Origin of the sequence: Thiobacillus sp., from assembly GCF_030696885.1 — a bacterium.
In the GTDB taxonomy this organism is placed as follows: domain Bacteria; phylum Pseudomonadota; class Gammaproteobacteria; order Burkholderiales; family Thiobacillaceae; genus Thiobacillus.
Genome location: NZ_JAUYRI010000017.1, coordinates 201,625 through 221,166 on the forward strand (window position 1 = coordinate 201,625; position 19,542 = coordinate 221,166).

Genomic DNA, 19,542 nt, shown 5'->3' on the forward strand with positions numbered 1-19,542 from the left:
GGAAATTGGACACATGTGTTCAACTCTTGCGGTGTGGTGAGAAAAAAACTGTTAAAAACCGTGTGTTGTTGCTAGCATCTAAAAAAGATAACAACAAAAAGCGCCAACTCACAGAAGCGTAAAGGAAAACTCTTGCACCTGAATATTAATCTGGACTGGCTCTCTGCCAAAGGCCTGCCCATCCTGGGGCTCGATATCAGCACGACCGCGGTCAAGTTGGTGGAGCTGTCCGATGCCGGCAAGGGCATGCTGAGGGTGGAGCGCTATGTGATTGAGCCCTTGCCCAAGGATGCGGTGACGGACGGCAACATCGCCAATCTCGATCAGGTCGCCGACACCTTGCGCACCGCATGGAAGAACATGAACACGCGGACCCGGAACGTGGCGCTGGCGCTGCCGTCCTCCGCGGTCATCACCAAAAAGATTCTGGCGCCGGCCAGCCTCAGCGGTCTCGACCTGGAAAACCAGGTGGAGGCCGAGGCCAATCAGGTTATTCCCTTCTCGCTCGACGAGGTGAATCTGGATTTTCAGGTGCTCGGCGAATCGCCTGCCAGCCCGGACGATGTGCAGATCCTGCTCGCCGCCGCACGCAAGGAAAAGGTCGAGGACCGCGTCGCCGCCGTGGAGGCTGCCGGTCTCAAGGCGCTGGTGATGGATGTCGAATCCTTTGCGACCCAGACCGCCTACGAGCAGATCGCGCATCAATTGCCCAACAGCGGCGACGGCCAGACCGTGGCGATCATCGATGTGGGCGCGCAAAACATGCACATCAACATCCTCAACAACAACGAGTCGGTGTATCTGCGCGAACACGGCTTCGGCGGCAACCAGCTCAACAATGAAATTTCGCGCCGCTACGGCATGACCAGCGAAGAAGCCGAAAATGCCAAGCGCCGCGGCACGCTGCCGGAAAGCTATGACGTCGAGGTGCTGCAGCCCTACAGCGAGACGCTGGCGATGGAAATCGGCCGCGCCCTGCAACTGTTCACCACATCCACCCAGTACCGCAAGGTCGATCAGATCCTGCTGGCCGGTGGGGGCGCCATGATTCCGGGTATCGATGAGGTCGTCGCCCAGCGCACCGGCACGCCGGCCATGGTCGTCAACCCGTTTGCCAGCATGGCAGTCGGTTCCAAGATCCGGCCGCAGGCGTTGACCGCCGACGCGCCTTCCCTGTTTGTCGCCTGCGGCCTTGCCATGCGGAGGTTTGACCCCCAATGATCCGCATTAACCTGCTCCCCCACCGTGAACTGGCACGCGCCGCGCGCCGGCGTCAGTTCAATATTCTGCTCGGCATTGCTGTCGTCGCCGGCGTGGTTGCTGTCGTGATCGGGCACAGCCTGATCGCGGCGCGTCAGTCCACGCAGGAGGCACGCAATGCCTTCCTCGAACAGGAAATTGCCCGCCTCGACAGCCAGATCGGCGAAATCAAGAAAATACGCGAGCAGACCCAGGCGCTGCTGGAACGCAAGCAGGTCGTCGAGACGCTGCAATCCAACCGGACCGAAGTCGTTCATCTGTTCGACCAGATGATCCGCCTGCTGCCCGAGGGTCTGTATCTCAAATCGTTCAAGCAGGACGGCCGGGTGATCACCCTCACTGGCTACACCCAGTCAAGCGCGCGCGTCTCCACACTGATGCGCAATCTGGAGAGTTCGCCCTGGTTTGAATCGGCCGGATTGGTCGAAATCAAGGCGGTCACGGTGAACAATCTGCGTGCCAACGAATTCGTGCTGACGGTCAGGCAGATCCAGCAGCAAACCGATGACGCGAACAAGGAAGGGGGCAAGGCATGACCCTTGACGAACTCAACAAGCTGGATCTGAAAACGCTGGCCGACTGGCCGTTGCCGACCAAGCTGGTGGCGCTGGTGGTGCTTTTCGTGGCGATCGTGGCGGCAGGCTGGTGGTTTGACTGGCGCGGCGGCATGGAGACCCTGGACGCATCCAAGCAGAAGGAAACCGAGTTGCGCAGCGTATTTGCGACCAAGAAGAATCAGGCCGTCAATCTGGAAGCGTATACCAAGCAGCTGGCCGACATCGAGCAGGCCTTCGGCGCGCTGTTGAAGCAACTGCCCAACAAGCAGGAAATGGATGCGCTGATCACCGATGTCAACCAGGCCGGTCTGGGACGCGGCCTGCAGTTTGACCTGTTCAGGCCGGATGCCGAAGCCGTGACCGAGTTCTATGCCGAGACGCCCATCACCGTTAAGGTTACCGGCGGTTATCACGACATCGCCGCCTTCGTCAGCGACGTCTCCAAGCTGTCGCGTATCGTGACTTTGCAGAATATCTCCCTGGCACCGGCCAAGGAGGGTGTGCTCAATATGGATGCGGTCGTCAAAACCTACCGTTACCTGGACGACGAAGAAGTCATCGCCCGCAAGCAGCAAACCAAGGAGCAGCCAAAATGAAGCGACTGCCCACTTTAGTTCTCGTGCTGGGGCTGGCAGGTTGCGGCGGCGGCAACATGCAGGACCTGCAAACCTTCGTCGCCGAAACCGGCAAGGACATGCAAGGCAAGATCGAGCCGCTGCCGGAAGTCAAGGTGTACGAACCATTCAGCTATAACGCCTTTGACCTGCCCGACCCGTTCAAGCCGAGAAAACTCTCGACCGGAGGCGGCGGCGGTATGCAGCCCGACTTCAATCGTCCGAAGGAGCCGCTGGAGTCTTTCTCCCTTGAGACCTTGAAAATGGTCGGCATGCTGTCCAAACAAGGCGTGATTCATGCCGTGATCAAAACGCCGGACAACGCGATCTACCACGTTAAAAAGGGCAACTATGCAGGCCAGAACTTTGGCCTCATCACACAGATCACCGACAGCGAGGTGAGTCTGCGTGAGATTGTCCAGGATAGCGCCGGGGACTGGTCCGAGCGCACCAGCGCCCTGATTCTGCAGGAATGATTCGTAGCACTGAATTTTAAAGAGGCTGACATGAACGCATTGCCCAAAATCACAGTTCGTAGCATTGCCCGGGACATGACCCGTTACCTGTTTGGAGCCACGCTCCTGACCGGGCTGATGCTGTCTTATTCAGTGCGCGCCGCCGACCTGCCGCCGACCGCAAACACGGTGCAGCAGGTCGAGACCACGACGTTACCGGGCGGCAAGGTGGTCGTCCGCGTCACGCTCAAGAATGCGCTGACCGCCACCCCTGCCGGCTTCAGCGTCGGCAACCCGCCGCGCATCGCGCTGGACCTGCCGAACACCGGCAATGCACTGGGGCGCAATACGGTCGAATCCAACCTGGGCCCGCTGTCGAGCGTCAACGTGGTGCAGGCGGGCACACGCACGCGTCTGGTGCTGAACCTGAACAAGTCGGTCGAGTACGACACCACCCTTGACGGCAAACAATTGCTGATCGCACTGGGCGATGTCGGCGCAGGCACCGCGCCAGTCAATGCCAGCCCGCGCTTTGCCGAGGCAACGCCCGGCGCCGCACGCCACAGCATTCGCGATGTCGACTTCCGGCGCGGCGCGACCGGCGAGGGTCGCATCGTGACGACGCTTTCCGACGCGCAGGCGGGCATCAATATTCGCCAGCAGGCCAATGGCGTGGTCGTCGATTTCATCGGCACCGAGTTGCCCAGAGCCTTGCAGCGTCGCCTCGACGTGGCTGACTTCGGTACGCCGGTGCAGTTTATCGAGACCTACACGCTCGGCAACAACACCCGGATGGTGATCCAGCCCAAGGGCGGCTGGGAATACGCGGCCTATCAGGCGGACAACAGCTTTATTGTCGAAGTGAAGCAGAGCGATGACGCGCAGAAGAAAACCGCAGACGGCCGGGTGAAATATGTGGGCGAGAAACTCTCGCTCAATTTCCAGAACGTCGAGGTGCGCTCGGTGCTTCAGGTCATCGCCGATTTCACCGGCCTCAATATTGTTGCAAGCGACACGGTGACCGGCAATCTGACTCTGCGCCTGAAAGACGTGCCATGGGATCAGGCACTCGATCTCATCATGCAAACCCGTGGGCTCGACAAGCGCCAGAACGGCAATGTGGTCTGGATTGCGCCCAAGGACGAATTGCTGACTAAAGAGAAACTCGAGTTCGAGGCCAGGTCGGCCGTGGCGGATCTGGAGCCTTTGACGACGGACTATATTCAGCTCAATTACATGCGGGCGGATGAAGCAAAATCCATGTTGTATGGCGCCGCCGGGACGGCCCAGAACGCTGCGGGTGATGCAGTGAACTGTTCGGCTCAGGCGCAGGGTTTAAGTGGGACGGCAGCCCAGGCCTCGCAGCAGACGGGAGGGGATGCAGACCAGAAAGTCCTGACCAAACGGGGGCGGGCGACGTTTGAACTCAAAACGAATACGCTGATCGTTACCGATACCGCACGCAAGATTCAGGACGTTCGTGAACTCCTCGCGCGTCTCGATGTGCCTGCACGTCAAGTCATGATCGAGGCACGGGTTGTGATTGCAGACAGCAACTGGAGTCGGGATCTGGGCGTTCGTCTTGGCACCCGACTGTTCAAGGATATAGGTCGGGAAAGAGTTGGGGTTGGCGGCACACTGAACGAATCCGCCAGTATTGCTGCGGGAGGGTCACCGACGGTCACGCCTCAAGTCAATCTGGGCGTTGCAAATGCGGTGGGACAGATTGCCTTGTCATTGCTGAACCCCAATAACGGCAACTTGCTAAGCCTGGAACTGACTGCGATGGAGGCTGATAACCGCGGCAAGATTTTGTCGAACCCGCGTGTGATGACGACGAATCAGAAGCCGGCAGTGATACTGAACGGTACGCAGATCCCCTTTGTGACGCCCGGATCTGCCAACGCACCTGCTACCGTGTCTTTCAAGGATGTGTTCCTTTGCCTGCTGGTTGATCCGCAAATCCTGAATAACGATTCGCTGATCATGACTGTGGAAGTGCAGAAGGACGCACAGGATGCAGGCGGGAGTGTGACGACAGGCGGCTTCACGGTTCCCGCAATTGCGACCCGCCGCATCAAAACCCAGGTTCGGGTGAACAACGGTGAAACCCTGGTGTTGGGCGGCATCTTCGACCAGACCGAATTGAATAACGTCAATAAGGTGCCATTCCTCGGCGATGTGCCATTCCTCGGCAACCTGTTCAAGCAAACATCGAAGCAGGACCAGAAGACTGAACTGATCGTGTTCATTACGCCGCGCATCCTCGACGAGCGCCTGACGCTGCGCTGATCGCGGCAGATCGTAAAAAGCGCGGGCGTGTCCCGCGCTTTTTTTCGTCTGCCGCTTGCCGCGCCCAGCCGGCTTCCCTCCATTAGAATGGCGCCATGAGCAAGCGCGACAATCTTTACCTCGTCGGCCTGATGGGAGCCGGCAAGACCACGGTGGGCCGGCTTCTGGCCCGGCACTATGGGTGCACGTTCCATGATTCGGACCATGAGATCGAGGCACGCACCGGGGTCAAGATTCCGGTCATCTTCGAAATCGAGGGTGAAGCGGGATTCCGCCGCCGCGAGGAGACGGCGATTGCCGAGTTGACGGCGTTGTCCGGAATCGTGCTGGCCACCGGCGGGGGCGTGGTGTTGTCGGCGGCCAACCGCGAACGCCTGAAGCAAAGCGGCGTGGTCATTTATTTGCGCGGTACGCCCGAACACCTGTACGAGCGCACGCGGCATGACCGCAACCGTCCCTTGCTGCAAACGGACAACCCGCTCGACACCTTGCGCGAGCTGTATCGCCAGCGCGATCCGCTGTATCGCGAGATTGCCGACATTGTGGTCGACACCGGGCGGCAGAGCGTGTCCGGCATGACGCGCGTGCTGTGCGGCAAGCTGGATCTGTTGCGCAGCGGGCTGCCCGTGACTGGCACGGAGTGAGCATGCTGCGTCTGGCCTGCGCAGGGATGCTGTGCATGCTGGCCGACGGCGTCGCGGCGGCGGAATATCGGGCGGGGGCGGACGATTATCGTGAGCACCTGCGTCGCCTGCAGCCGGGAGATCGGTTGCTGCTGGCGCCGGGCGATTATCTGCAGGGCTTGCCGCTGCACCATCTTTCCGGGCAGGCCGGCGAGCCGATCGTCATCGAAGCGGCTGACCCTGCCGCGCCGCCCCGCTTCATCGCGCGGCCGCGCGCCAATACCGTCAGCCTGATCAATGTGCGTCATCTGGTGGTGCGTCATCTGGTGCTCGATGGCCGCAACCTGCCGGTCGATGCGGTCAAGGCCGAAGGCCACAGCCGCTATGCCGACTTCATCACGCTGGAACATCTGCATATCCATGACCATGCCGCGTCGCAGCAGAATGTGGGCATTTCCACCAAATGCCCGGCGTACGGCTGGGTGGTCCGCAACAACCGCATCGAGCGTGTCGGCACTGGCATGTATTTCGGCGATTCGGACGGCAGCGATCCCTTCGTCGGCGGCCTCATCGAGGGCAATCACGTCAGCGCGACGCTGGGCTACAACCTGCAGATCAAGCACCAGACCGGACGTACACCGGAATACGCGGGCCGCCACGACACGCTGATTCGCCACAACGTATTTTCCAAGCAGGACACCACGCCCGGCCCGCTCGCGCGTCCCAACGTCCTGCTCGGCCATGTCCCAGTTTCGGGCCCGGGCAGCGAGGATCGCTATCTGGTCTACGGCAACCTGTTTCTGCACAATCCGAGCGAAGCGCTGCTGCAGGCAGAGGGGCGAGTGGCGGTGTACGACAATGTGTTCATCAACGGCGGCGGCGATGCGATTCGCATCCAGCCGCACAACGACGTGCCGCGCGAGATGATGATTTTCTCCAATACGGTGCTGGCATCGGGCACCGGCATCCAGGTGCGGCAGCGCGAGGGCACGGCGTATCGACAGCGTGTGGTCATGAATCTGATTGCCGCGGCCACGCCTATCCTGGGCGGTGAGGCGGCCCACAACCTTTCCCTGGCTTATCAGCACGATCTGTTGCCTGTCGCCCCGGCCAGGCTGACGCAGCGCCTGTTGGCGCGCGGCCAGGCAGGGCCGCACGCCCCGGCGCCGCTGATGCACGAACTGGCAGCCTATCCCGATTGGCAACGCAGCTCGCGTCCCGGCGCACACATGACTTCCGCCTTGCTGCCCGCGCCTAACGCGGCAACGCCCTGATGAGTGCCAGCGATACCGCCTCCCGCCGGCTGCTATGGTCGGCTGCGCTGGTTTATACCGCGTTCGTCGTGTACGGCAGCCTGGTGCCGCTGGAATACCGCTTCATCCCCTGGGATGAAGCGGTGGCGCGTTTCAGTGCGATTCCCTTTCTGCGACTGGGCATCGGTTCGCGCGCCGACTGGGTGGCCAACCTGCTGCTGTTCATCCCGCTGACCTTCCTGTGGATGGGCGTCCTGAGCGCCGGTGCCGGCCGTGTGGGCACCGTGCTGATCACCCTGCTGCTGATTCCCGCGGCCGCTGCACTGAGTGTCGGCATCGAGTTCACCCAGCTGTTCTTTCCGCAGCGCACGGTGTCGCAAAACGACATCTTTGCCGAAACCCTGGGCGGCATCCTCGGGGTGCTGGTCTGGTGGGGGGCCGGCAGACGGTTTCTCGAATGGCTGCATTCCTGGCAGCAGTCACATGCCCGCGCCGCCCTTGCCGAGCGGCTGGCCTGGGTATATCTCGCCGGCGTGCTGGTCTACAACGTGCTACCGCTCGACCTCACCATCAGCCTGGTCGAGATTTTTCATCAGTGGCGCGACGGCAAGGTCAATTTGATTCCTTTCGGCAGCCTGCCGGACGATGCCGCCGAGGCGCTGTACGAAATCGCCACCGACGCGCTGATCTGGGTGCCGCTGGCCTTGATGTGGCGACTCGACGGAACGCACAGCGCCTGGCGCGTGTGGGGCATGACATTCGCTGCGGCCGCCTTGCTGGAGTTCCTGCAGTTGTTCGTCTATTCGCGGGTCAGCGACGTCACCGACCTGATCACCGCCGCCGCCGGCGCAGCGCTGGGCACGTGGGTGGGGGGCCGCCTGGCCGCGCGCGTGGCCCCGACCAGCACGATGCCGGCGTGGTCGGCCTGGCTGCCGTTTGCGCTGGCAGCAGCCTGGGTGCTGCTGCTGGGCGTGGTGTTCTGGTTCCCTTTTGATTTTCAGACGGACGGTGCCTTCATCAAAAGCCGGCTCGACTTCGTGCAGCGTGTGCCGTTCGAGGTGTATTACTTCGGCACGGAATTTCGTGCCATCACCGAAGTACTTCGCAAAACCCTCTTCTTCGCGCCACTGGGCGGGTTGCTGGCGTGGGGCGTGGCGCGCCAGCCGTGGCGCTGGCGCGGCCCGTTGTTCGCGCTGGCGATGCTGGTGCTGGCGGGACTGCCCGCCGTGATCGAAGGCGGGCAGTTGATGCTGCCGCACAAGATCGTCGACCTCACCGACTGGCTGCTGGCCTGGCTGGGTGGCCTGGCGGGCTATGCGGTGGCGCGGCATCTGCTGCGCGCACCGCGCCATGCACCGGTACGCTCCGTGGCCAAAGTGGAGAAGCATGAGAATCCGGTAGCCGACGTTGTATCCGCCGCACCCCTTTCACGCTGGCACCTGCCGCTGATGCTGGGCGGCCTGAGTCTGCTGTTCTGGATGGCGTCGCAGGCTGCGTTCGTGCCGTACAACGTGCGTGAACTGTTCCGGCCGGAGGCGGCCTGGCTGTCGGCGCTGCTGCTTGCGCTGGCGTGCATCTGGCTGGCCGTGTGGCCAGTGTGGCTGGCGCGCCGCCGGGTCTCCGGCCGTATCCGGCTGCTTCAGTTGCCGGTGGGGTTGTTGGCCTACGGTGCGCTGGCTTTTCTGCTGCTGCGCGCCGCCGTGCCGGAGGAAAGCCTGTTCGATCTGGTGGGCAGCCCGGTCCTCGACTGGCCGCGCTGGCTGGAACTCGGGCTGCGCTGGATCGCGCTGGCTGCCATCCCCGGCACGCTGCTGTACCTCGCCACGCAAACCGTCCGTCGCTGGCGCGGGCGGCGACTCGGTGCCTTGCATTTCTGGGCTGTGCTGCCGCCGCTGGCGCTGGCGTATTGGGGGGTGGTGGCGCAGGCTGCAACCGACAACCTGACCGAGCTCATCGCCACGCCGCAACCACTGGCGTTTGCGCTGCTGTGTGCCGGCTTGTATGCGGTATTCGTTGCGGCCGCATTGCTGGCTTCGCCTGCCGGCACGGCGCAGCGCCTTGCACGATGGGCCGGCGTGGCGCTGTCGCTGCCGCTCACGGCCGTGTGTTTCCACTTCGGTCTGGCCGGCGAAATCGACAAGTACGGCCAGCAGTTTTCGGCCCTGCAGTTCCTGCTGAGCAGCGATCGCCAGCATTACGCATCGCTGCCCGCCATCTGGCTGCGTTACGCCGTGCTGCATGGGCTTGTCATTGCAGCACTTGCCTCCCTACAATGGCCGCACTTCCGCGCCGCTCAACGACATTCTGCCCATGCCTCTCATTGATGTTTTCAACGGCGACGCCGACGGTCTCTGCGCGCTGCACCAGCTGCGTCTGGCCGACCCCGCCGAGTCCGAACTGGTCACCGGACCCAAGCGCGACATTAGCCTGCTGAAACGGGTCAAAGCCCAGCCGGGCGACCGTGTCACCGTGCTGGATATCGCGCTGTCAAAGAATCGCGACGCGCTCGACCGGCTGCTCGCTGCCGGCGTGAAGGTGCGTTACTTCGACCATCACCAGCCGGGCGACATTCCGGCGCATCCGAATTTCGAAGCGCATATCGATACCGATGCCAACGTCTGCACCAGCCTGCTGGTGAACCGGCATCTACAGGACCGGCATCTGGCGTGGGCGGTCACTGCCGCGTTCGGCGACAACCTGGCCAATGCTGCGCGCGCCGCAGCGGTGCCTCTTGATTTGTCCGCTGACCAGCTGGCGCAATTGCAATCGCTCGGCGAATGCCTCAACTACAATGGCTATGGTGACACGCTCGATGATCTGTTTTTCGATCCGGCCGAGCTCTATCGCCTGATGCGCCCATTTGCCGATCCCTTCGCCTTCATCGCCGAGTCGCCGGCCTATCAAACGCTGAATGCCGGCTACCAGGCGGACATGGCGCGTGCGGAGGCCGTCAGCGCGATGGACGCGCGTGCTTCCGGGCGCGTCTTCATGCTCCCGGCCGAGAAGTGGGCGCGGCGGATTTCCGGCGTGTTCGGCAATCAGCTGGCTGTCGAATCGCCCGCACAGGCCCATGCGGTGCTCACCGCAAAGCCGGAGGGCGGCTATGTTGTCAGCGTGCGTGCGCCGCTGAATGCCAAGTCCGGCGCCGATGAGCTGTGCAGCCAGTTCGACACCGGCGGCGGGCGCAAGGCCGCCGCCGGCATCAATCACCTGCCCGAATCCGGGCTTGGCCGATTTATTGCTAGTTTCTACGACATTTATAAATAGTCTTGCGGTCTTTCCCGGAGCTGAATGTGAATCAACCCATCGCGCCCTACGGCGGCACCCTGGTCAGCCTGATCGATCCCGCGCGCGGTGATGCGCTCAGACAGGAAGCCCTGAGTTTGCCCTCGCTCGACCTCGACTGGCAGCAGCAGTGCGAACTCGAGATGCTGATGTCCGGCGCCTATTCGCCGCTGACCGGCTTCATGACACAAGCCCAGTGCGCGCGCGTTGACGCCGAGCGGCAACTCGACGACGGCACGTTCTGGCCCCTGCCGATTACGCTTTCCAGCCCGCAAAAAAACGCTGCCGAACTGAAGCCCGGTGACCGCGTTGCATTGCGTGACGGCGAGGGCTTCATGCTGGCCGTGCTCAGCGTCAGCGATGTCTGGCAGGACGGCGCGCGCTGGCACCTCGGCGGCGCGATCGAAGGCGCCGCGCTGCCGCCCCATCCCGATTTCGCCAGCCTGCGCGCCACGCCGGCCGAGTTGCGCGCGCTGTTCGCCCGCCGTGGCTGGGGCCGCGTGGTGGCCTGGCAGGCCCGCCAGCCAATGCATCGCGCGCAGTTCGAGTTTTGCCTGAAAAGCGCGATCGAAAATGAGGCCAACCTGCTGCTGCATCCGCAGGTGGGCGGGGATATCACCGATGCGCCTGCGTATTTCGGGCTGGTGCGCAGCTTCCTCGCAGTCCGCGACCGCTTTCCGTCTGCCAGCACCCAGTTGTCGCTGCTGCCGTCGCCGCCGCGCGAAGCCAGCGCACTTGCCCTGCTGCTGCGCGCCATCGTCGCGCGCAATTATGGCTGCAGCCTGCTGATTGCGGGCGGTGAACATCTGTCGGACGGCACCTGCCGCCGCGGTGAAGATCTCACCCAGACCCATGCCGAGCTGCCCATTGCCGAGTGGGCCGACAGGATTGGCGTGCAGCTGATTGCCTACCCGCGCATGGTGTATGTGGAGGATCGCGCCGAACATCTGCCTGAATTCGATGCGCCTGCCGGCGCGCGTCTGCTGACACTCAGCGGCGAGGAATTCCATCGCCGCATGCGTGCCGGCCTGAAAATCCCCGACTGGTACAGTTTCCCCGAAGTGCTCGCCGAGCTGCATCGGCAGAGTCCGCCGCGCGAACGCCAGGGCTTCACCGTGTTTTTTACCGGCCTGTCGGGCTCGGGCAAGTCGACGCTGGCGCGCGCGCTGACTGCGCGCTTGATGGAAATGGGCGGTCGCTCCGTCACCCTGCTCGACGGTGACATCGTGCGCCGCCACCTGTCATCCGAGCTCGGCTTCTCCAAGGCGCATCGCGACATCAACGTGCGGCGCATCGGTTTTGTCGCGTCCGAAATCACCAAGAATCGCGGCATTGCCATCTGCGCGCCGATCGCGCCGTATCGGCAGACGCGTCGTGACGTACGCGCGATGATCGAAGCCGTGGGCGGCTTTGTCGAAATTCATGTCGCCACGCCGATCGAAACCTGTGAGTCGCGCGATCGCAAGGGACTCTACGCCAAGGCGCGCGCCGGCCTGATCCCGGAATTCACCGGCGTATCCGATCCTTATGAAATACCCGAAAAGCCGGAGCTTGCGATTGACACCACCGACCTGGGCATCGACGAGGCCGTGCAGCAACTTCTGCTCAAACTCGAGCACGAGGGTTACCTGCGCTGATTGCGTTTGGTGAACGTAAAAAAGCCGGCGTGAAGCCGGCTTTTTTACGGGGTCGTTGCCTTGCTATCAGGCAGCCTTGCGGCGACGCGCGGCCGCCAAGCCGAGCAGACCCAGACCCATCAGCGCCAGCGAGGCCGGTTCGGGCACGCCGCCCACGGACCCCTGCGGCACGGAGGCAAAGCGCAGGGTGCCGCCAGCAACCAGGAACTCGCCGAAGCCGTCACCGAAGAAGGTCACGCTGCTGAAAAAGCCCGACGAGTCGATCGCGCCGATGAAGTTGGTGTAGCTGTTTGCCGCAGCGTAGCCAGGGTTGTCGTTGGCACTCAAGGCATTGGCCGGCAGGGTCGCTGCGCCGCCGTCGAAGGCGATCCACAGGCCGGAACCGGTGGCCGGGACGCCATAGGTGGACTGAATCGCCGCAGGACGCGTGCCGGTCATACAGCAGGTCGCCCAATCGCCAATTTCGAAGCCGAAAGCGTTCACAGGGTTGGAGAAGGTGAATGTCAGGCCGGAGTTGAAGCCGGGAATAATTTCTCCGCTAGACGTGCTCGGGCTGATGCCCCAGACCGAACCCGAAAGCGATTGGCCGCCCGAACTGTAGCCGCCGCTGGGGGTGGCGGTCGAGCCGTTGGGACGGGTGACCGTCACGGTGCCGTTAGCGGGGTCGCCGTTGCTGTCTAGGTACGAGTAGTTGTAAGCGTTTACGCCATTCACGACTTGTGCCGTGCCCACGGTGGATCCGGTGCCGGTGATGACGGCATCGAACGTGGAAATGTTGCCGAGGGCAAGGTTGTAAACGACCGGTGCGGCCGATGCGGACGCCAGCATGCCGAGGCTCAGCGCAGTACCCGCGACGGTGGCGAGAACATGTTTGTTGAACATTGCTATCTCCTTAAGAAGTCTTGACCACGGCTGGATGCCAGATCGCGTAAGTTAAGTGAGCAACACATGTGCCAGTTATTAAAAAACCATTAAAAACAATAAGTTGATTTTTTATGGTCGGCGGGCTTGAGGCTTGCTGTAAAATTTTCCGACACTTATCCTGCCGAGCGCGCTATGGCTGCCTCCTGGCCGTGCGCTTTCAGGGCCGGGCACGGAGCATGCTTCAGCGCTGATTCCCGGAGGGGTGGCCAAAACAAAACGGCGACCAACAGGTCGCCGTTTTGTTTGTTTCAGGCTAAGCCGAATCAGGCCGACTTACGACGGCGCATCGCGCCCAGGCCCATCAGGCCGATACCGAGCAGCGCCAGCGAGGCAGGCTCGGGAACACCGGCGACGCCGCCATCATCAATCGAACCTTGCGGAACCGAGGCGAAGCGCAGGGTGCCGCCGGCATAAAGCACTTCACCAAAACCGTCGCCAAAGAAGGTCACGCTGGAGAAGAAGCTTGACGAATCGATCGCACCGATAAAGTTGGTGAACTGACCATAGGCAGCAACCCCTGGGTTGTCATTTTGGTTCAGCGCATTGGCGGGCAAGGTGGCGGCGCCGCCGTCGAATGCGATCCACAGGCCAGAGCCAGTTGCGGGCACGCTGTAGGCGGACTGAACGGCAGCAGGCCGGGTGCCGCTGTAGCAGCAGGTCGCCCAGTCGCCGACTTCGAAGCCGAACGCGTTGACCGGCGAGGAAAATGTGAACGTCAGGCCGGAGTTGTTGAAACCCGGGATGGCCGGGGTTCCGCCCAGCGCGGCAGACGACGGTCCGATGTCCCAGAGCGCGCCCGACACGGCACCGATACCCGAACCGTAACCCGAAACGGTCGGGTTGGCGGCGGCGCCGCTGATGGGACGGGTCACAGAAACCGTGGCCGGGTTGCCATCCTTGTCGATATAGTTGTAAACGCTTTGATTGCGAACGACCTGAGCGGTGACGACGGTGGACCCCGCAGCGGTGATCAGGTTGTCAAAGCCGGTGGTAATGCCGTTGAGTGCCGTGTTGATGATGAAGGGTGCGGCGACCGCGCTTCCCGCTGTAAACAGGGCCGAGGCGGCAAGCGCGCTGGCCAGTATGGTTTTATTCATGATGGTTGATTCCTTATGAAGTTATCGAATCCGCAAAGGGATAAACGCAATAAGGGGTTAGCCGTGACTTCAAACTTCCCCGAAGACAAACCCACATGTGCTGATAGACCCTAAAGCATGATCTGTACCAGCATGCGGCCGATGTAAAATCCTATTTATTATCAATAAGCTATATTCTGCTCTTGGATGCCTGGCTTTAATTTTCAGGCAGGTCGTAAAATTTTCCGACGCTGATCTGCGTCATGCGGGGTGAAGCCATAGGAAGCCATAGAATAGGGCGCCTTGTTAGGCAAGGGTCATCAAAAGCAACCCGGGGCGGCTTCAGGCGTGCGCAGGCCTGGGAGGCGAGTACAGCGAGCCCGCCAGCATGCCGGTCAGGCTGGCGATGAGCCCGACAAATTGTGGCGGCAGCGCGGCATCGGGCGCGATGAATTCCATCGCAACCCAGCAGACGAAGCCGAGCCCGATCGACAACCCGGCCCCCAGATTGCTGGCGCGTTTCCAGTAGATGCCGGCGACCAGCGGGACGAAGGCGGTGGCGAGCGTGACCTTGTAGGCGTTCTCGACCATCGAATGGATGCTGGTTGCGGATTCCAGCGACCACAGCGAATACGCCACCACCAGCAGCGCAAACACGACGACCACGGCGCGGGTGACCCGCAGCAGCGTCTGCTGGCTCATGCGGTGATGCGGCAAAAATTCCTTGATGACGTTTTCGGACAGCGTGACCGACGGCGCCAGCAGGGTGCCCGACGCGGTCGACATGATGACCGACAGCAGCGCGCCGTAGAAGATGATCTGCGCCGCCAGCGGCAGATGCGTCTTGACGAAGGTGGGCAGCACCAGCTGGGCGTCTTCGGCGAGCAGCGCGGTGGTCATGACGGGGTCGACCAGCGTCGCCGAATAGGTGAGGTAGATCGGCACCGCGGCAAACAGCAGATAGAGCGTGCCGCCGATGACGGTGCCCCACACGGCGATGCGCTCGGTTTTCGATGCGTTGGCGCGTTGGAACACGTCCTGCTGCGGGATCGATCCGAAGCCCATGGTAAGGAGGCCCGCGACGAAGGTGATGATCGCCGCCCATTCCATCGCCGGCCAGAATTCGAACTTGCCGGCGGCCGCGGCGTGCTCGACCACCGGTGCCACGCCGCCCACTTCGGCCATGCCGCCCACCAGCCAGGAAATCCACAGCAGGCCGGCAACGATCACGGTCATTTGCACCAGCGTGGTCAACGCCACCGACCACATGCCGCCGAACAGGGTGTATAGCGTGACCACGGCGGCGCCGATCATGACGCCCTGCGAGGTCGTGATCGTGCCGTCCGACAGCACGTTGAACACCAGCCCCAGCGCCACCACCTGCGCCGATACCCAGCCCAGGTAGGACGCGGCGATCGCCAGCGACATGACGATTTCCACCGGACGGTTGTAGCGCTTGCGGAAGAAGTCGCCCAGCGTCAGAAGCTTCATGCGGTACAGCGGGCGCGCGAACAAGAGGCCGAACAGGATCAGCGCGAGCGCCGCGCCAAAGGGGTCGGAAATCGTGCCGCCGAGGTTTTCGTCGAGGAAGGTGGCGGGGATGCCGAGCACGGTCTCCGCCCCGAACCAGGTGGCGAACACCATCGCGACGACGACGATCATCGGCAGCGAACGGCCGGCGGTGATGTAGTCGCTGGCGTTGTGGACCTTGGTGGCGGCGTAGAGGCCGATGCCGATGGAGAGGACGAGGTAGAGCACGACGAAACCGATCAGCATGGCGAGTCCTTATCGCAGGTTGAAGTAGAGAGTCATGATCACCAGCACGGCGAGCAGGCCGGCGATCGCGCCGAGCCATTTGTTGCGCGCGTGCTGTTGTTGCAGCATCAGGGTGAGGCCGGCTTCCAGCTGGCCCAGGCGGTTTTCGTTCAGCGCCTGGTGTGCCAGCCGCGGCAGTTGCGGCAGCAGCGCCGCCCACTTGGGCGCTTCGTTCTGGATGTTCTTAACCAGTGCGCGCCAGCCCATCTGCTCGTTCATCCAGCGCTCGAGGAAGGGCTTGGCGGTCTTCCACAGGTCGAGCTCCGGGTCAAGCTGGCGACCGAGGCCTTCGATGTTGAGCAGGGTTTTTTGCAACAACACCAGTTGCGGCTGGATTTCCACGTTGAAGCGGCGCGAGGCCTGGAACAGCTGCAGCAGCACGCGGCCGAAGGATATCTCCTTCAGCGGGCGGTCGAACACCGGCTCGCACACCGCGCGCACCGCCGCCTCGAGTTCGTCGATGCGGGTGTCCGCCGGCACCCAGCCGGACTCCAGGTGCGCCAGCGCCACCGCCTTGTAGTCGCGGCGGAAGAAGGCAAGGAAGTTGCGCGCGAGGTACTGCTTGTCGACCTCGGTGAGCGTGCCCATGATGCCGAAGTCCAGGGCAATGTATTGCTCGGAACCGGGGCGAACCAGAATGTTGCCGGGGTGCATGTCGGCGTGGAAAAAGCCGTCGCGGAACACCTGGGTGAAGAAGATTTCCACCCCGGTGGCGGCCAGTTTCGGAATGTCGACGCCGGATCCACGCAGCCGCTCGATCTGGCTGACCGGGATACCGTCCATGCGGTCCATCACCATGACGTCGTGATCGCAGTAGTCCCAGTACACCTCGGGCACCAGCAGCAGTGGCGAATCCTTGAAGTTGCGCCGCAACTGCGAGCAATTGGCAGCCTCGCGAATCAGGTCGAGCTCGTCTTCCAGATGCTTTTCGAATTCCGCCACCACTTCACGCGGGCGCAGCCGTTTGCCGTCGGCGAAGAGCTTCTCAAGCAGCCCGGCGGCGGCATACAGCAGCGACACGTCGTGCGCGATCACCGGCGCGATGCCGGGGCGCAGCACTTTCACCGCGGCGGCGGTGCCGTCATGAAGGCGCGCGAAGTGCACCTGCGCCACCGAGGCGGAGGCGACCGGGGTGGCGTCGAATTCGGCGAAAACCTCGGCGAGCGGCCTTTTGTAGGCGGTTTCCAGCGTGGCGATGGCCTGGATCGAGGGGAAGGGCGGCACCCGGTCCTGTAGCTGGGCGAGTTCGTCGGCGATGTCGAGCGGCACCAGGTCGCGCCGGGTCGAGAGCATCTGGCCGAACTTGACGAAGATCGGTCCCAGCGCCTCCAGCGCGCGGCGCAGCCGCACCCCGCGTGGTTCGGTCAGCGGCCGCCAGAAGAGCGTCGCGCGCACCAGCCAACGCAGTGGACGTACCCGCTCGTGGCCGAGGAAGAATTCCTCCAGCCCGAAGCGCAGGCCGACCGTGAGGATACGGGCGAGGCGCAGCAGTTTCATGCGGGCCGCGGTTGCGCGTCCTGTTCGGGGGGGCGGGCTTCCAGCACACGCAGCCGCGCGTCGAGTCGTGCAGCATCGTCGGCCAGCGTATCGACCTCGCGGTTGAAGCGCGCCACGTCGACACCACGCGCCATCATTTCGGCTTCCTCGACCACATATTCGCTGGCGTTGTGCCCGAGCGCGGCGGCGGCGTGGGCGAGCCCCGCCAGGACATCGCGGCCGAACGCATGCAGACGATGCGCAGCGACATCGCCCACGACGGGCGCGAGGTCGGCCTCGACACCCCAGTCGAGCTGTTTGAATACGCGATCGAGCGTGGCGAGCAGTGCCGGGTCGCCGCTGTAGTCGGCGTGGCGCAATGCTTCGCGGCCGAAAAACGGCAGTCGGGCGACGAGCGCCGGGGTGGGACGGATGATGGCGTCAGGCACATCGACCACCGCCTCGGAAAAGCAGCCGTCGTCGGCGATGCAGAAATCGAACTGTGCGAGCGTGAGATCAAAGCGCACGCTCGCGCCGGCATGGCGGACGAGCATCTCGGCCGCACCGGGCGTTTGCTGCAGCAGATGATTCAGGCTGCGCTCGATGAGGGCTTCAGGAATCAAACCTTGAAGCCCTTATGCAGGGCCACCACGCCGGCCGTCAGGTTGTGGTAGCTGACCTTGGCGAAGCCGGCGGCTTCCATCAGGGTTTTCAGTTCCTCTTGGCCGGGGTGCATGCGGATCGACTCGGCCAGGTACTGGTAACTGTCGGCGTCCTGGGCGACCAGCTTGCCCATCAGCGGCAATAATTTGAAGGAATACAGGTCGTAGGCGGGTTCCAGCGGCTTCCAGACCTTGGAGAACTCCAGCACCAGCAAGCGGCCACCGGGCTTCAGGACGCGATTCATCTCGGCGAGCGCCTGATCCTTGTGGGTCATGTTCCTGAGGCCGAAGGCGACCGACACGCAGTCGAAATAATTGTCGGGGAAGGGCAGCCGTTCGCCGTCGCACTGCACCGTGGGGGGCATTTTTCCCTCGTTCAGCATGCGGTCGCGGCCTTCGCGCAGCATGGAAAAGTTGATGTCGGTGAGCAGCACGGTGCCGGTTTCGCCGACTTCTTTCAAAAACAGACGGGTCAGGTCGGCGGTGCCGCCGGCGACGTCGAGCACGCGCATCCCAGGCCGCAGCCCCGCCTGCGCCACCGCAAAACGCTTCCACAGCCGGTGCAGGCCGGCCGACATGAGGTCGTTCATGAGGTCGTACTGGGCCGCGACCGAATGGAAGACCTCGGCCACCTTGGCGGCTTTTTCGGACTCGGCGACCTGCTTGTAGCCGAAATGGGTGGTTTTATCCATGGCAGTGGGGATGAGCGGATCAGCCGGGAATTCTATCAGCGCACAGGCTGGCGGGGGCGCGCGCGGACAAGCAGTCTGCTGAAACACTTTCCGGATAGCCGCGTCGCGACCCCGGAGCGCGCTTCAGCAGCCAACTCGGTGTCATAAATCAGTCATACTGCTGTCATAGGATGGCCTCCCACCCAATACGCGCGGAACCCCCATGGCTGCCAATATTCTGCTGGTCGAAGACGAACCCGGGATCCAGGAACTGCTGAAATTCAATCTGGCGCAGGCCGGCCATCAGGTCACCACCGCCGGCGACGCCGAGCATGCGCTGAAATTCCTCAAGAACACCCTGCCCGACGTCATCCTGCTCGACTGGATGCTGCCCGGCATGTCCGGCATCGATTTGTGCAAGCGCCTGCGCAGCGACGAGCGCTACCAGCCGATCCCGATCATCATGCTGACCGCGCGTGGCGAGGAACGCGACAAGGTGCTTGGGCTGGACACCGGCGCCGACGACTACATCACCAAGCCGTTTTCCCCGCGCGAGCTGGTGTCGCGCATCAAGGCTGTATTGCGCCGCCGTGCGCCGCAGATGACCGACGAGCCGGTGGAAATCAATGGCCTGAGGCTCGACCCCAGCAGTCACCGGGTGCAGGGCAAAGGCCAGGCGCTGGAACTGGGGCCGACCGAATTCCGCCTGCTGCACTTCTTCATGACCCACCCCGAACGCGTGTATTCGCGCACCCAACTGCTCGACCAGGTGTGGGGCGACGACGTGTTCGTCGAGGAGCGCACCGTGGATGTCCACATCCGCCGTCTGCGGCTGGCGCTCGAGCCGTCCGCCCACGCCGGGCTGATCCAGACGGTGCGCGGGTCGGGCTATCGCTTTTCGGCCGAAGTGGGATAATCAGGGCACCTCAGGTTTCATCGGAC

General features: G+C 62.9%; 17 protein-coding genes. 11 read left to right on the forward strand and 6 right to left on the reverse strand.

The genetic code is table 11. The annotated features are described in order from the left end of the window. Window positions 1–132: 132 nt before the first annotated feature. The 10 genes from Q8R61_RS08780 (at window position 133) to cysC (ending at window position 11,976) form a co-directional block, all read left to right on the forward strand. Window positions 133–1,221 carry a pilus assembly protein PilM gene (locus Q8R61_RS08780; RefSeq protein WP_305536292.1) on the forward strand — a complete coding sequence of 363 codons (1,089 nt, stop codon included), beginning with the start codon at window positions 133–135 and terminating at the stop codon, window positions 1,219–1,221. Further along, the gene (locus tag Q8R61_RS08785) at window positions 1,218–1,796 is read left to right on the forward strand and encodes a PilN domain-containing protein (RefSeq protein WP_305536294.1); all 579 of its coding nucleotides are present in this window, start codon (window positions 1,218–1,220) and stop codon (window positions 1,794–1,796) included. The genes Q8R61_RS08780 and Q8R61_RS08785 overlap by 4 nt, the downstream gene beginning before the upstream one ends. After that, on the forward strand, window positions 1,793–2,413 hold the full coding sequence (locus Q8R61_RS08790; protein ID WP_305536296.1) for a type 4a pilus biogenesis protein PilO: 621 nt from the start codon (window positions 1,793–1,795) through the stop codon (window positions 2,411–2,413). The genes Q8R61_RS08785 and Q8R61_RS08790 overlap by 4 nt, the downstream gene beginning before the upstream one ends. Then, on the forward strand, window positions 2,410–2,907 hold the full coding sequence (locus Q8R61_RS08795; RefSeq protein ID WP_305536298.1) for a pilus assembly protein PilP: 498 nt from the start codon (window positions 2,410–2,412) through the stop codon (window positions 2,905–2,907). The genes Q8R61_RS08790 and Q8R61_RS08795 overlap by 4 nt, the downstream gene beginning before the upstream one ends. Before the next feature lie 30 nt (window positions 2,908–2,937). Then, entirely contained in the window at window positions 2,938–5,178 is a 2,241-nt protein-coding gene (gene pilQ, locus Q8R61_RS08800) for a type IV pilus secretin family protein (protein WP_305536300.1), read from the forward strand. A 95-nt stretch (window positions 5,179–5,273) separates the two neighbouring features. After that, entirely contained in the window at window positions 5,274–5,822 is a 549-nt protein-coding gene (locus Q8R61_RS08805) for a shikimate kinase (protein WP_305536302.1), read from the forward strand. Window positions 5,823–5,824: 2 nt separating this feature from the next. Beyond that, window positions 5,825–7,075, forward strand: coding sequence for a hypothetical protein (locus tag Q8R61_RS08810; protein WP_305536304.1), 1,251 nt, complete (start codon window positions 5,825–5,827; stop codon window positions 7,073–7,075). Continuing rightward, the gene (locus Q8R61_RS08815; protein ID WP_305536306.1) at window positions 7,075–9,378 is read left to right on the forward strand and encodes a VanZ family protein; all 2,304 of its coding nucleotides are present in this window, start codon (window positions 7,075–7,077) and stop codon (window positions 9,376–9,378) included. Before Q8R61_RS08810 ends, Q8R61_RS08815 begins: the two co-directional genes overlap by 1 nt. After that, on the forward strand, window positions 9,365–10,321 hold the full coding sequence (locus Q8R61_RS08820) for an acetyltransferase (protein ID WP_305536308.1): 957 nt from the start codon (window positions 9,365–9,367) through the stop codon (window positions 10,319–10,321). Before Q8R61_RS08815 ends, Q8R61_RS08820 begins: the two co-directional genes overlap by 14 nt. 26 nt (window positions 10,322–10,347) lie before the next feature. Further along, entirely contained in the window at window positions 10,348–11,976 is a 1,629-nt protein-coding gene (gene cysC, locus Q8R61_RS08825) for an adenylyl-sulfate kinase (RefSeq protein ID WP_305536310.1), read from the forward strand. A gap of 66 nt (window positions 11,977–12,042) precedes the next feature. Here the strand turns inward: cysC and Q8R61_RS08830 are convergent, their stop codons facing one another. From Q8R61_RS08830 to ubiE, 6 genes are all read right to left on the reverse strand, one after another. After that, on the reverse strand, window positions 12,043–12,858 hold the full coding sequence (locus Q8R61_RS08830) for a PEP-CTERM sorting domain-containing protein (RefSeq protein ID WP_305536312.1): 816 nt from the start codon (window positions 12,856–12,858) through the stop codon (window positions 12,043–12,045). A 305-nt stretch (window positions 12,859–13,163) separates the two neighbouring features. Further along, window positions 13,164–13,997, reverse strand: coding sequence for a PEP-CTERM sorting domain-containing protein (locus Q8R61_RS08835; protein WP_305536314.1), 834 nt, complete (start codon window positions 13,995–13,997; stop codon window positions 13,164–13,166). 321 nt (window positions 13,998–14,318) lie between these two features. After that, window positions 14,319–15,752, reverse strand: a complete 1,434-nt coding sequence (locus Q8R61_RS08840; protein WP_305536316.1) for a sodium:solute symporter family protein — start codon at window positions 15,750–15,752, stop codon at window positions 14,319–14,321. A gap of 9 nt (window positions 15,753–15,761) precedes the next feature. Continuing rightward, window positions 15,762–17,288 carry a ubiquinone biosynthesis regulatory protein kinase UbiB gene (ubiB, locus tag Q8R61_RS08845; RefSeq protein ID WP_305536318.1) on the reverse strand — a complete coding sequence of 509 codons (1,527 nt, stop codon included), beginning with the start codon at window positions 17,286–17,288 and terminating at the stop codon, window positions 15,762–15,764. After that, window positions 17,285–17,890 carry an SCP2 domain-containing protein gene (locus tag Q8R61_RS08850; protein ID WP_305536320.1) on the reverse strand — a complete coding sequence of 202 codons (606 nt, stop codon included), beginning with the start codon at window positions 17,888–17,890 and terminating at the stop codon, window positions 17,285–17,287. Before Q8R61_RS08850 ends, ubiB begins: the two co-directional genes overlap by 4 nt. Then, a complete protein-coding gene (ubiE, locus tag Q8R61_RS08855) occupies window positions 17,887–18,621 on the reverse strand; it encodes a bifunctional demethylmenaquinone methyltransferase/2-methoxy-6-polyprenyl-1,4-benzoquinol methylase UbiE (protein WP_305536322.1) in 735 nt (244 codons plus the stop codon). The genes Q8R61_RS08850 and ubiE overlap by 4 nt, the downstream gene beginning before the upstream one ends. Before the next feature lie 202 nt (window positions 18,622–18,823). Between ubiE and phoB the strand changes: the two genes are divergently transcribed. Further along, window positions 18,824–19,516, forward strand: a complete 693-nt coding sequence (gene phoB, locus Q8R61_RS08860; RefSeq protein WP_305536324.1) for a phosphate regulon transcriptional regulator PhoB — start codon at window positions 18,824–18,826, stop codon at window positions 19,514–19,516. Window positions 19,517–19,542: the final 26 nt, after the last annotated feature.

What these genes read in the sequence shown, in the direction of transcription:
- Q8R61_RS08810 (WP_305536304.1), top strand. Translation starts at nt 5,825, where the DNA reads ATGCTGCGTCTGGCCTGCGCAGGGATGCTGTGCATGCTGGCCGACGGC.
- Q8R61_RS08785 (WP_305536294.1), top strand. Translation starts at nt 1,218, where the DNA reads ATGATCCGCATTAACCTGCTCCCCCACCGTGAACTGGCACGCGCCGCG.
- ubiE (WP_305536322.1), bottom strand. Translation starts at nt 18,621, where the DNA reads ATGGATAAAACCACCCATTTCGGCTACAAGCAGGTCGCCGAGTCCGAA.
- Q8R61_RS08790 (WP_305536296.1), top strand. Translation starts at nt 1,793, where the DNA reads ATGACCCTTGACGAACTCAACAAGCTGGATCTGAAAACGCTGGCCGAC.
- Q8R61_RS08835 (WP_305536314.1), bottom strand. Translation starts at nt 13,997, where the DNA reads ATGAATAAAACCATACTGGCCAGCGCGCTTGCCGCCTCGGCCCTGTTT.
- ubiB (WP_305536318.1), bottom strand. Translation starts at nt 17,288, where the DNA reads ATGAAACTGCTGCGCCTCGCCCGTATCCTCACGGTCGGCCTGCGCTTC.
- Q8R61_RS08805 (WP_305536302.1), top strand. Translation starts at nt 5,274, where the DNA reads ATGAGCAAGCGCGACAATCTTTACCTCGTCGGCCTGATGGGAGCCGGC.
- Q8R61_RS08840 (WP_305536316.1), bottom strand. Translation starts at nt 15,752, where the DNA reads ATGCTGATCGGTTTCGTCGTGCTCTACCTCGTCCTCTCCATCGGCATC.
- phoB (WP_305536324.1), top strand. Translation starts at nt 18,824, where the DNA reads ATGGCTGCCAATATTCTGCTGGTCGAAGACGAACCCGGGATCCAGGAA.
- Q8R61_RS08820 (WP_305536308.1), top strand. Translation starts at nt 9,365, where the DNA reads ATGCCTCTCATTGATGTTTTCAACGGCGACGCCGACGGTCTCTGCGCG.
- Q8R61_RS08815 (WP_305536306.1), top strand. Translation starts at nt 7,075, where the DNA reads ATGAGTGCCAGCGATACCGCCTCCCGCCGGCTGCTATGGTCGGCTGCG.
- pilQ (WP_305536300.1), top strand. Translation starts at nt 2,938, where the DNA reads ATGAACGCATTGCCCAAAATCACAGTTCGTAGCATTGCCCGGGACATG.
- Q8R61_RS08795 (WP_305536298.1), top strand. Translation starts at nt 2,410, where the DNA reads ATGAAGCGACTGCCCACTTTAGTTCTCGTGCTGGGGCTGGCAGGTTGC.
- Q8R61_RS08830 (WP_305536312.1), bottom strand. Translation starts at nt 12,858, where the DNA reads ATGTTCAACAAACATGTTCTCGCCACCGTCGCGGGTACTGCGCTGAGC.